The organism is Actinopolymorpha pittospori, from assembly GCF_014873875.1.
Taxonomy (GTDB): domain Bacteria; phylum Actinomycetota; class Actinomycetes; order Propionibacteriales; family Actinopolymorphaceae; genus Actinopolymorpha; species Actinopolymorpha pittospori.
The window spans coordinates 6,874,389-6,886,373 of the sequence record NZ_JADBEM010000001.1 but is presented as its reverse complement, the minus strand read 5'-3'; the positions used below and the strand labels follow the sequence as shown (position 1 = coordinate 6,886,373).

The 11,985-nt window shown below is 69.1% G+C and carries 11 protein-coding genes; 3 read left to right on the top strand and 8 right to left on the bottom strand.

Going from position 1 to position 11,985, the window contains the following annotated elements; translation table 11 throughout:
• Window positions 1-11 precede the first annotated feature (11 nt).
• The 3 genes from HEB94_RS32090 to HEB94_RS32080 form a co-directional block, all read right to left on the bottom strand.
• Window positions 12-581, bottom strand: coding sequence for a hypothetical protein (locus HEB94_RS32090; protein WP_192753333.1), 570 nt, complete (start codon window positions 579-581; stop codon window positions 12-14).
• Between the two features lie 68 nt (window positions 582-649).
• Window positions 650-853 carry a hypothetical protein gene (locus tag HEB94_RS32085; RefSeq protein ID WP_192753332.1) on the bottom strand — a complete coding sequence of 68 codons (204 nt, stop codon included), beginning with the start codon at window positions 851-853 and terminating at the stop codon, window positions 650-652.
• A 61-nt stretch (window positions 854-914) separates the two neighbouring features.
• Window positions 915-1,172: a hypothetical protein gene (locus HEB94_RS32080; RefSeq protein ID WP_192753331.1), complete on the bottom strand. Its 258-nt coding sequence runs from the start codon at window positions 1,170-1,172 to the stop codon at window positions 915-917.
• A 133-nt stretch (window positions 1,173-1,305) separates the two neighbouring features.
• Here HEB94_RS32080 and HEB94_RS49625 point away from each other — a divergent pair, with 133 nt between their 5' ends.
• Window positions 1,306-1,761, top strand: a complete 456-nt coding sequence (locus HEB94_RS49625; protein WP_202896672.1) for a hypothetical protein — start codon at window positions 1,306-1,308, stop codon at window positions 1,759-1,761.
• 709 nt (window positions 1,762-2,470) lie between these two features.
• Here HEB94_RS49625 and HEB94_RS32070 read toward each other — a convergent pair.
• Entirely contained in the window at window positions 2,471-3,850 is a 1,380-nt protein-coding gene (locus HEB94_RS32070; protein WP_192753330.1) for an IS1380 family transposase, read from the bottom strand.
• A gap of 315 nt (window positions 3,851-4,165) precedes the next feature.
• Between HEB94_RS32070 and HEB94_RS32065 the strand changes: the two genes are divergently transcribed.
• Window positions 4,166-4,528, top strand: a complete 363-nt coding sequence (locus HEB94_RS32065) for a phosphotransferase (RefSeq protein ID WP_337918083.1) — start codon at window positions 4,166-4,168, stop codon at window positions 4,526-4,528.
• Window positions 4,529-4,651: 123 nt separating this feature from the next.
• Here HEB94_RS32065 and HEB94_RS32060 read toward each other — a convergent pair whose 3' ends face one another.
• Together HEB94_RS32060 and HEB94_RS32055 are read right to left on the bottom strand one after the other, a co-directional pair.
• The gene (locus tag HEB94_RS32060; protein ID WP_192753328.1) at window positions 4,652-5,191 is read right to left on the bottom strand and encodes a prepilin peptidase; all 540 of its coding nucleotides are present in this window, start codon (window positions 5,189-5,191) and stop codon (window positions 4,652-4,654) included.
• Between the two features lie 72 nt (window positions 5,192-5,263).
• On the bottom strand, window positions 5,264-5,839 hold the full coding sequence (locus tag HEB94_RS32055; RefSeq protein WP_192753327.1) for a hypothetical protein: 576 nt from the start codon (window positions 5,837-5,839) through the stop codon (window positions 5,264-5,266).
• A 116-nt stretch (window positions 5,840-5,955) separates the two neighbouring features.
• On the opposite strand from HEB94_RS32055, the gene pepN reads away from it, so the two are divergent.
• Complete coding sequence (pepN, locus tag HEB94_RS32050) at window positions 5,956-8,730, top strand: aminopeptidase N (protein WP_238361696.1); 2,775 nt, start codon at window positions 5,956-5,958, stop codon at window positions 8,728-8,730.
• Window positions 8,731-9,364: 634 nt separating this feature from the next.
• Here the strand turns inward: pepN and HEB94_RS32040 are convergent.
• Both HEB94_RS32040 and HEB94_RS32035 read right to left on the bottom strand, forming a co-directional pair.
• Window positions 9,365-10,960 (bottom strand): ABC transporter permease subunit, encoded by a 1,596-nt coding sequence (locus tag HEB94_RS32040; RefSeq protein WP_192753325.1) that lies wholly within the window; start codon window positions 10,958-10,960, stop codon window positions 9,365-9,367.
• Entirely contained in the window at window positions 10,957-11,886 is a 930-nt protein-coding gene (locus HEB94_RS32035) for an ATP-binding cassette domain-containing protein (RefSeq protein WP_192753324.1), read from the bottom strand. Before HEB94_RS32035 ends, HEB94_RS32040 begins: the two co-directional genes overlap by 4 nt.
• Window positions 11,887-11,985 lie beyond the last annotated feature (99 nt).

Here is an 11,985-nt window from a genome sequence, read left to right as displayed (position 1 = left end):
CCCCATGACTGTCAGGACTCTTCGTCGAGTGGCGGGTGGTCGCGGGGGTCGAGGCCTAGCTGGTGCATCGTGTCCCACAGCTCTGCGTCGGTGCGGGTTGGCTTGCCTTCATCGCGCAGGACGGCCGATCGGTGCCGAGCGATCGCCCCGACCAAAGTGGCGATGACCCGCCGCGCGTGAGGCGGGAACTTGGCCGCGTTCCCAGCCCATGCGAGGGCGCCCCTTTGGCGGTCTCGGTCGATCCTCTTCCAGCTCATCTCGCACTGCTGGCGGAACTTCGTCGCACGAGTAGTTCCGGCGTCGTCGAGATCCCCCGAGCTGAGGGCGTCCTCGGTCGTATCGAGAAAGTCGTCCAACACGTCATAGGTGCGGTTGGCGAGCTGGTCATTTTCCCTGAGGCTCTTCCAGAACCTGTCCCACGCCTCCCGCCCAGCGGGGGACTGGTCGCGGGGCACCAGGTGGGACCGAACCAGTTCGGCGAAATCGACATCCGCCATCTGCTGAAGGTCGGTGACGGTGTAGACCGCCGGGATCGGGACGGGCTTGCGCACCCGCGTCCAGGGACGGTCGATCAACGTCATGTTTGGCTCGCTTCTTCTCGTAACGGGCTAGATCTGAAGTCTTGCCAATCTCACCACTCAACGGCTGGTTAGGCCGCGGTGCGGCACTTCGCCTTGGTCCGCTCCTGCGCCCGCTGGGCGGCGTTGGTGGCCTTGCACTCACCACATCGGCACCCGCGCCGGCGATACCACCGGTAGGAGCCTTCCCCCTCAGGGCGCAGAGCGCCTTCGATGCGTGCCAGCTCCTGCAGCCAGTCGGCCGTTTCGACGCTGTCCTGCCCGAGTTGACGCATCTGGACCCGGGTCGGCGGTGGTGGTCCCGGCCCAATAACCCTGCTCCTGGCCGGACAGGGCCTACAGAAGGCACGCCTGCCGCCCGGGGCAGCCACGACACAGGGCGGTCAACAGGTCCGGGACGATGCCCCGTTCGCGATCGGGAACCCACTCCATCCGGGTCGGGTACGTGGCGCAGCGGGCGGCCTCGATCGGGAATGCCCGGATAAACGACTCGGAGGCCGCGCCACCGCAGTGACGAGCCTCCGGGTCAGCCTGCATGCTCGCAGTGACAGCAGTGTAGGGCGTACGGCGGTACTGGGCGGGGAGCGTGGTCACGAGGTGGTCCTCTGGATGGCTGGTCAGGCCCGATCTCACCCATGGTGTGGGCGATGAGGACACCATCTCGCAGCATGCTGTGACCCGTCAACCCCAGAGGGTTTGCGGCGTGTCCGATCCGTACACTCCGGCTGTGAGCACCGACCGTCCGGCCACCTACAGCTACAAGGAGCTGGCCGCGCGCATCGAACAGGTCCTCGGCGAGCGCCCATCGCTGTCGGCTCTTCGTGCAGCGGCAGCTCAGGGGCGGCGGACCAGCTCGACTCTGTCTCGCCCGCGGCTGACTGTGGGGATGCCGGCTCCGCTGCCGCCGACGTCGAGGACCGCGCCCGCGGCCTTCTCGGCCGAGGCGGTCGAAGCCTGGTTACAGGACCATCCGCGGCTGGCCTGGAACCAGGCGATGAGCGAGATCCATGATGCCTTGGCCCGAGGTGATGACGTCGAGGCCGTCGTCGGGAAGGCGCTTGCCGATGGGCTGTCCTGGCGTCACATCACCGCGGCATTGAACGCGCACGACGACCGGCAGCGCAGCATCGCTGGGGTGCACAAGCGGTACCGCCACCTGGCCGAGAAACCTCCGCGGGCCTAGCAGGCCTCTTTTCCAAGCGCGCGTCGCGCCTGGTCGCCTAGGTCAGGTCTGCTCAATCGAGCCGGTGAAGCGAACGATCCGGGACGCCGCGAGTCAGGCGGAATCTAGCAGACACGGCCTAGCGACCTATGCTGCTACGCGATGAGCATTGAGGTCGTTCTCGCGCTGAACGAACGCGCCGGCTGCCGCCTTGAGCTGGTGGGCCTGATCGAGCAGGGGCAGTCCGGTGCCGCATACGTCCGGTGGCCGGACGGCCGAGAGGCCGTTGTCACAACGGCGTTCGCGACCATCGACCACAGCGCCACACGGCCGAGGTGTTGGCGGAGGTCCGGGCGTTGGGAATCCCTGTGCCAGCCCATGATTTCCTTTTCGATCTCGGGGACGGGACGGTCGCGGTCGTACAGCAACGCTTGCCGGGATCAACCACAACGAGACCCGACGTCAGCACCGTTGACGCAATCGTCGCCATGAACGAGCGGCTCGCGGGGCTGCTTGCCAACCGGCCCGATGTCGAAGCACCTCCACTAACCTCAACTATTCACGGAAATTGATCTAGTGGTGATGGATTCTTGTTTGGGCTTGCGTGGTTGTGAAAGCTGCTTGCGGGTAGGCTGGCGCGCCCGGCGGCTGGGCGCCGGTTGTTGTTGTTCAGTGGGGGTTTGCGGGTCTCCGTTTCTGCGGCTCGCGAGGTGGTCAGGGACGGCGGGTGTTAGCCGAAGGCCGTACGGATGCGCGTCCAGCCTTTCTCGATCGCGGGGCTGGGGGTCCAGGAAGAGTCCAGTTTCAGATACAGCTGTCGGGCGGTGGAGACGATTTTTCCGGCGACGTGTAGGACTTTGTAGCGGAAGGTTTCGGGTGTGGCTTTGGCGATCCCGGGGTGGTCTTTGAAGCCGAGCAGTTTCGCCCAGCTGATCAGATCCGCGGCGGCGAGCGCTATCTCGAACCAGGCCTGGTTGTGGCAGAACGCGTCCAGCGGCAGGTTGCCCAGGCCGAGGTGGCCGGAGTCTTTGATCCGTGCTTCGACGTGGGCGTGCTGGCGGTGTCGTAGCTCCAGTCCCTGGATCTGGTGGGGGACTACACGGGCCGGGGTGTCGGTGATGAACGCGGTCAGCCGCATCCCGTCACTGGTGGTGTTGTGCAGTTGGAGTTGGGCGCCCGGATGCGGGCGTTCCTTGCGTAGGATCAGCCGGGTGCCTTGCGGCCACTTCGACAGATCCACACAGTGTGTGGCTTCGAACACCATGGCACCGTCACGGATCCCGTCGTCTTCGATCGCGGTCGCCCACAGCTGCTCGTCCACCGCGTCGGCGATCCCCACATAGGTGGGGGTCGACTCGGTGGAGAAGCTGAACTCGCAGTGTTTCTGCCGGCAGTAGGCGGCGAAGTCGTAGGTCGCCCCGGCCGCATCGGCCCGGATCAGGATCTCCGGCGCACCGTCGACGCCAGGCCGGTAGGACTCCGGGAGCGCTTCAAGGGTCAGGTCCAGCAGTGTCTTGTGGTCGGCGATGGTGTTCGACCCGGCGTTTCCGGGCCGAAGGATCCCAGCCAGCGACTCCCCGCCGGAGATCTCGGGCCGGTCCAGATAGGAGTGCAGCGGATGGAACCCGAAGCTCTTCTTCCAGGTCGGTGCAGCGCCGGACTTCTCGCTGTGAGCGATGGTGATCGTGGCATCGAAGTCGATGTGCAGATACCCACCGGTGGCCTCCAGGTCCGGGGCCGCTCCCGCCTGCCAGGCCCGCTCACGCGCCTTCGCCCGCGCCTGGCGCACCAGCCCCAGATGCTGTTCATCGATCCTGTCGACCAGCCGCCACACGGTCGGCTGACTGGCCACCGCCCCGTGCAGTTGCGGGCGGTCCCGCAACACCGCGATCCCCGACGTCGACGTCGCCCCATCGGCGATCGCACACGCCTGATCAGCGAACACCTGCCCCGGGGAGTGAAGCCACGGGCCCCGATACGTGTCAGCCAACGCCTGGGTGACGAACCTGGTCAGACCCACGAACTCAGCGAGCTCGCGCAGCATCGACACACCCGCATGCGAGGCCAACCCGTGCCCATCCGAGCTGACCCGAAACCGCGGCCCAGCCACGCCACCCCTGCCGCCAGCCGAACCATCCTTGCCTCGCCGTGCCCTCTTCCCACCCGACGAACCCTTGCTACGCTTCACCTACGGAGTGCCTTTCTACGAGAAAGATCGTTGTCCTCAAACACCGATTCTTCCTTACAGGCAAGGCACTCCGCCGCATTTAGACCCCGTGCCGCCGACCCACGTGAATAGCCGAGGCTAAGCCTTGGCCGGCCTGGAGACGCGGTCCCGTTCGATCTGATCGAAGGGTACAGTCCGCGGGCTCGGCGACTCCTGCATGCCATCCGGAGGACGGCGGGCGCAGACCGCGCCACGGATGTGATCGGCGACGACCTCGTTCATGTCGACCTGACCGTTCCCAACGTGCTGTTCGATTCCGAGGGAAACATCTCGGGTGTCGTCGACTGGAACTACGGTGTCGCTCGCGGCGACCGCCGGTTCGGACTCGTGAAGCTTCTGCACACCCTCAGCTTCGACGCGGCCACACGGCCCGCCGACGCTCGGCCCACCCCAGGAGCGGTGCGCCGGGTGGAGCAGGTCCTCGCAGAGTGCCTCGAGCCGGCAACGCTGCAACGATACTGGGCGCACCAGACCCTCAACATGCTGTACGTAAGTCTCCAGTGGGGGACGGAGAAGGCGTTCACGACCTATCTGGATCTCGGCGAGTCCAGACTCACCTGAGCAGATCGTTCGTGGTAGCGCGGCAGCGTCCGACGAGGCAGCCGTCACCGCTCGATGTCGAGTTGGCCAGGCACCGTCTCCCGTACGTCACTAGAGCCAGGAGAAGTCGCGTCCTCACGCCCACTACCTCAGCCCGAACCGGATGACGGCAGCTGCCCCACCAACCACGATCGCCGGCCCGAACGCAAGGTGCGCTCTTCGGGAAATCCCACGGATGAGCAGCCACACACCGGCCACGGCGGCTGCGGCGAAACAGGCAAACACCGCGGTGGTCAGAAAGCTCCTCCCCATCGCACCAAGCGGCAGGCCAGTCACCGCAGCGAGCGTGACATCCCCCAAACCCATCGACCCGACGAGCGCGAGCACCAGGAACAGGCCGCCGAGCGCTACCGCGCCCATCGCGGCACCGCCCAGGATCATCCGGTCGCCCGTCGTAACCGCGGCCAGGACCAGCGACCCGAACAGCACCGGCACCCAAGCCGCCAGCACGCGGTCCGGAACGCGGTGAACGTCCAGATCGACCCACGTCACGACTGCCCCACCGACCAGGTACAAACACGCCGCGATGGCCAGCCACCCCTGACAGGCACCGGCGAGGCCCCCGCCGGCGGTCGTCATCGCCACGATGACCCAGGCGTGCTGGTCGGGGCGATCGCTCGACACCGATCGTCCGTCCTGCGCGATGAAGGCAAGCCAACCCGCGCCGACGCAGAGCTGTGGGACACGATGCACCAACTAGGCACCGCTGTCCGCGGTCACCACATCGGTCGGCGAGGCCTTCGGCGCGGTGACTGGTGCCTTCGTGCCCGGTGAGGCCTCAGTCGCCGCTGCCTGCTTGGGCTGCTTGGTTGTCGGCGCCGCGCGCAGTGACTCCGGCACGGGCACGCCGAGGTCGAGGTGGCAGCGGCGCGCAAGCTCGGTGCCCTCGGTGAGCAGTCGGTCGGCCGTCTCTATTGCCTCGCCGGCCCAGTCGGTCCCGACCCTCATGCCGTGCGCCCACACCTGGTCGGTCAGGTCCCGCAGCGCTTCCTGGCGGATCTGGGTCTCCAGTACCCACCGCCTGGCGAACCGGCGGATGTCCTCGACGTCCTGGCGGTCCTCGACGAGCTCCCACCGGGCCCTGGCCTCATCGATGGCCAACTGCAGCAGCTTGGCCTTGTCGCAGACCGCGGTCAGCGCGTGCCAGGTTGCGACCTCGTCGACGCAGACGCTGATCAGCTCGTCCAGGCCTTGCCCGGCCTCGACAGGGTCGGTCAGGTCCGCCTTGGGCCGGTCGACCGCGGGCAGCCGCAGCAGCACCTTGTGGCTCACGAGACGAAGCCGTCGCCGCCTGCCTGCTCGGCCTCGTCCTCGCCGTCGACGCGCCGACCCATCCCATGATCACGGTCATGATCATCGGGAACGGGGCGCAAGACTAGGGTTGCGGAATGGCCGGCAACCTCACTCGAGACGAAGCACTCGAACGCTCCCGTGTTCTCACACTCGACTCCTACGAGGTCGACCTCGACCTGACGGCGGGTCCGGAGCGTTTCGGCTCGACCACGGTGATCCGGTTCCGCTGCTCGGAACCGACGGCCGAGGTCTTCTGCGAGCTCGCCGACGCCGACGTACACGAGCTGGTCCTGAACGGTGCGCCGCTCGACCCGGCGCGCTACGACCGGGCGCTCGGCCGGATCCCGCTGTCCGGACTCGCGGAGGACAACGAGCTCCGCGTGGTCGCCGACTGCACCTACTCCCGTTCCGGTCAGGGACTCCACCGCTTCACCGACCCGGTCGACGGTGACGTCTACCTGCACAGCCAGTGCGCCACCGCGGACGCGCCGCGGATCTTCGCCTGCTTCGACCAGCCCGACCTCAAGGCGACGTTCGAGTTCACCGTCACCGCGCCGTCGGGGTGGGTGGTCGTGTCCAACACGGCCGAGGACGCCTGCGAAGCGCTCGGCGAGGTGCGGCGCTGGCATTTCCCGGCGACACCGAAGCTCCCGACCTATCTCGCCGGCGTGGTCGCGGGTGCCTACCGCGGGGTCGCCGACGAGTACGTCGGACCGGACGGGCAGCGGATCCCGCTGCGGCTGTTCACCCGCGCCTCGCTGGCCCAGCACCTGGACGCCGAGGCGGTCTTCGACGTCACCAGGCGAGGTTTCGACTTCTACCAGAAGGCCTTCGACCTTCCCTACGCCTTCGGCAAGTACGACCAGCTGTTCGTGCCCGAGCTGAACTTCGGCGCGATGGAGAACCCCGGCTGCGTGACGATCAGGGAGAGGTACGTCTTCCGGTCCCGGGTCACCGACGCCGACTACGAACGCAGAGCCGGCACGATCCTGCACGAGATGGCGCACATGTGGTTCGGCAACCTCGTGACGATGCGCTGGTGGGACGACCTGTGGCTGAACGAGTCGTTCGCGACGTACGCCGCGACCCTCGCGCAGGTCGAGGCGACCCGCTGGACCGGGGCGTGGGCGACCTTCGCCGACAGCACCAAGGCGCACGCCTACCGGCAGGACCAGCTGCCCTCGACGCACCCGATCGCCGCGGACATCAAGGACATCCACTCGATGGAGGTCAACTTCGACGCGATCACCTACCACAAGGGCGCGTCGGTTCTCAGACAGCTGGTCGCGGCCGTGGGCGCCGACGCCTTCCTCGCCGGCCTGCGCCGCTACTTCCGCCGACACGCCTGGGGCAACACGACGCTCGCGGACCTGCTCGAGGCGCTGGGGGAGGAGACCGGGCGCAACCTGGTGGAGTGGTCGCGCCAGTGGTTGGAGACCGCCGGACCCACCATGTTGTCGCCGGAGGTCGCGGTGGACGCCGACGGCCGGTTCACCAGCTTCGCCGTCCGCCAGACCGCACCCGCCGACCACCCGACACTGCGTCCGCACCGGCTGGCGATCGGGCTCTACGACCGGACCGCCGGAACCCTGCGACGCCGGGCCCGGGTCGAGGTCGACGTCGCCGGAGAGCGCACCGAGGTCGCCGAACTCCTCGGCGCGGCCCGGCCGGACCTGCTGCTGCTCAATGACGACGACCTGACCTACGCCAAGATCCGGCTCGATCCGGACTCGGTCGCGGCGATGCTGGACGGGATCGGCGAGATCACCGACCCGCTGGCCCAGGCCGTGTGCTGGACGATCGCGTGGGACATGACCCGCGACGGGCAGCTACCGGCCCACGACTACGTCGCCCTGGTGCTGTCCGGCGTGGACTCGGTGCGCAACGCCTCGATCGTGCGGACCCTGCTGCGGCAGGCCTGTCTGGCGGCCAGGACCTACACCGACCCCGCGTGGCGGCCACAGGGCCTGCGGGCGCTCACCGACCGGCTGCTCGACCTGGCCAGGACCGCCGAGCCCGGCGGCGAGGCACAACTGGCGTACGTCCAGGCCCTGGCCGTCGTCGCCACCGGCCCCGACCATCTCGCGACCATCGCCCGGCTGCTGGCCGGATCGGAGGAGCTGCCGGGACTGTCGGTCGACACCGACCTTCGCTGGTCGCTGCTGCTGCGGCTGGTCGTCACCGGTGCCGCAGGCGACGCCGAGATCGAGCTGGAGCTGACCCGGGACCCGACCGCCGGCGGGCAACGCAACGCGGCGGGATGCCAGGCGGCCGTCGGGACGGCGCGGAGCAAGGAACGCGCCTGGCGACAGATCACGGCGGGAGAACTCTCCAACGCCGTCCTGCGCGGGACCCTCGACGGGTTCTGGCAACCCGAGCAGGCCGAACTACTCACTCCCTACGTCGAGGAGTACTTCACCGCCCTGGAATCCGTGCTCGGGCACTGGCCGAGCGAGCTCACCCAGACACTCGCCACCGCGGCGTACCCGGCGACGGTGACCTCCGCGGACACCCTCACCCGCACCGACGACTACCTCGCGAACGCCGAGCCGCCCGGCTGGCTACGCCGGCTGGTGCTCGAGGGCCGGGACGAACTCGCCCGGACCCTGCGCGCCCAACAGGCCGCCCGCGAGGTGCCCGGGCCGGCGAACCGGAGTACCGAGCGAGCCGGCGTCGACCGGTTGAGGCCCGGCGCCTTCGCGTTCGAGGGTCAGGCGTCACGGAACCGAAGGAGCAGCCCGCCGGCCAGCAACGCCGCCGCCGACCATGCGGCGAGCACCCCGAGCCCCGCCCACGGGGCCAGCGGTATCGCCGCCAGGTCGACCGTGGCCTGGATGGTGAGGCCGGCGTTCATCGGGGAGACCTGGTAGAGGAACCGGGCGAGTTCCTGGTTCTCGGTCATAGCCGTCAGGATCGAGAACAGGTACGGCACACCGAGCACGATCCCGATGGCGGCCGCCGAGTCCCGGACGGCGGCACCCACGCCGAGGCTGAACAACGCGATCAGCGCGAGGTAGAGAACCGATCCGGCGGCCGCGCGAAGCGTCGGCCCGTCGGCCAGGGACAACAGCCCATGTCCGGGCGCGGGCGCGAAACCGTTGCCGGGCAGGATGAGTCGCCCCGCGAGCAGAGACGCGAGGACCGCGACGGTCCCGGCGGTCAGGGTCAGCCCCACGAGCAACGCCGCCTTGACGGCCAGGACGGTGCCCCGATGGGGCATCGCCGTGAGCGTCGTACGGATCATGCCGGTGGCGTACTCGCCGCTGATCGCGAGCACGGCCAGGATCGCGACGACGGCCTGGCCCACCTGCACGCCGGTCAGACTGACCCTCGGTACGTCGTACGCGCAACCTGTCGGCGGGCAGTTCACCACCGACGCGGCCGCGGCGCTCACCGCCACGGTGACCACGACGATCCCGAGCCACAACCACCTCGTGCCCCCGACGGTGCGCAGCTTCGTCCACTCCGCGTGCAGGTGGAGCCGGACCCCCTGCCAGATCCCTGTCATGCGTCCCTCCTACGCAGCGCCAGGATCGCCAGGCCGAGGGCCAGTACCGCGTACCCGGCCAGGACCGCGAGCCCGGCCCACGGCGCGAGCGGGTAGTAGCCGTCCGAGGGCGCGTAATGGCCGACGACGTGTGCGTACGCCGGAATGCTCTGCGTGATCGCGAGCCCGGCCGCCGGTGTGAGCCGCATCAGCCATCCCGTAACACCGTCGGGGAGTACCGACGCGGTGGCGAGCAGGTACGGAACGACGACCAGCACGATCGCGGCGGCCACCGCGGCCACAGCCCGCCGGAACAACGCCCCCAGACCGAGGGCGAGAACCGCGGCCACCGCCAGCAGAGCGGCCGCGCCGACGATCACCCGCCACTGCGTGAGCGAGGACACCGGCAGTACGTGGTTGCCTGTCGAGCGCAACAGGTGCGTCGCCAGCGCGACGGTGACGCCGGCGGCCACCAGCCCGCACACGAAGGTGGCCGCGCCGATCACGAGCGCCTTCGCCGCCAGAACTCGACCACGCCGAGGGCTCGCGAGCAGCGTGGTACGGATCAGGCCACGCCGGTACTCCGCGGTGACGAACAACACCGCCACCACGACCACCAGGATCAGCCCCGCCACGATGCCGGTCAGGGTGTTCTCGACCCGAGGACCGTCTCCGACCGGTGCCATGTCGCCAGTCCCGCTGAGGGTGAACGTGTCACCGGACTGCTCCACGCCGTTCCGGCGGTGGAAGCGCTCCCAGTCGGTCATCTCCTGCGGGTCGTCGCCGACCTGGGCTTCGCGCCACGATCCGCCGGACGTGGCATCGGACGCCGCGCCCCGCACGCTCACATGGTCGAAGACCGCGCTGGCCTGGGTGAAGCGGGCCTGACTGATGCTGCCGCCGAGAGGGTTCGACTTGACGGACAGGTCGCCGGGGGAGTTGACGAACAACCCGACCTGGACCGTGGCGGGAAGTCCGGCCAAGTGGGCCGCGCCGACCTTGGTCCACCGCGTGCCGTCGGCCGACTCGTAACCGGTGAGAATGTCGCCGGAGCGGGTGAGCCGCAGCCAGCGCGGAGACGCAGCCGACACGCCGCCCGGTCGACCGGCCGTGTCGTGGGTGAAGTCGTACTGCATCCGGACGCCGTGCTTCCCGCTGAGCAGCATCGCGGCGTACGCGGACCCCTGCCGGGTGCTCTCCTTGACGATGATCCCGGCCTTCGCCCAGGGCACCAGTCCGGGGACGATCTCGTCGTGGTCCGGTGGGGGGTAGGTGATGATGCCGGTCATCGACGTCAACCGGGCCGTGACGCTGCCGTCGCCGGCGAGCGGCTGGTGCAGGAAGGTGAACCTGTCCGTCACCTGTGCACCGTCGGGCCCCACCGGCGGCGCTGGGCAGGCTGCCTCGACCGCGCCCATGTCGCAGGAGCCCTGGCTGCCCACCGCGTACATCACGCCGAGCAGCACGACGACCAGAACCGTGGCCACCATGCCAGCCAGCCAACCGCGTACCGTCCGGAACTTCGTCCACTCCGCGCGCAGCAGGTGGACGAAACCGTCCCGCGCGCTGGCCTGCGTCGCCGACCGGTAGGGGGTGAGCGTGTCGGTGCTCATCGGCTGGCCTCCGCTCCCGTGGCCCGGAACTCCACAGAGTCCCGGGTGAGTTCCATGTAGGCCTCCTCCAGCGTCGCCCGGTGGGCCATCACCTCCGAGAACGGCACCGCGTTCGCGCCGAGCAACACGACGATGCGGTCGGTCGCCAGCCCGGAGACCGTGAGGGTGTCGCGATCGGTGGCGGCCACGGTGGCGCCGGCCTCCGCCAGCACCGCCATCGCCTCCGACCGCGCCGCGGTGCGCAGCGTGACCCGCCCGTCGGACGCGCCGGCGATCAGGTCGGTGACGCTGGTGTCAGCGACGACCCGGCCGCGGCCGACCACCACCAGGTGGCCCGCGGTGTCCTGCAGTTCGCTCATCAGGTGACTCGACACCAGCACAGCGCGGCCCTGCACGGCGAGTGAGCGCAGGAAGCCGCGTATCCACACGATCCCCTCGGGATCCAGGCCGTTGAACGGTTCGTCCAGCATCAGCACCGGCGGGTCGCCGAGCAGTGCCGCGGCGATACCGAGCCGCTGCCGCATACCGAGGGAGTAGCCCCCCGCCTTCCGCCGGGCCACCGACTCCAGCCCAACAAGCTCGACGACCTCGTCGACCCGCCGCGCGGTCAGACCCTGGGAGTGCGCGAGCCAGAGCAGGTGGTTGCGCGCGCTCCGGCTCGGCTGCAACGCGGCGGCGTCCAGCAGCGCCCCGACGTGACAGAGCGGGTTCCGCAGACTGGGGTAGGGTCGCCCGCCGATCAGGGCGCTGCCCTGATCGGGGGTGTCCAGGCCGAGGATCACCCGCATCGTGGTGGACTTGCCCGCGCCGTTGGGGCCGACGAAGCCCGTCACCTGCCCCGGCGACACCATGAAGGACATCCCGTCCAGGGCCATGGTCCGGCCGAACCGCTTACGCAGTCCGCTGACCTCGATGCTCGCTTCCATGCCAGGCAGACTAGGGAGCGGTCCAGGCCACGGTCGTCACGCGCGAGAGCCATCTTCGCCGTCACCGACACCAGCGACACGGCGTCACTCGCGCGAGGG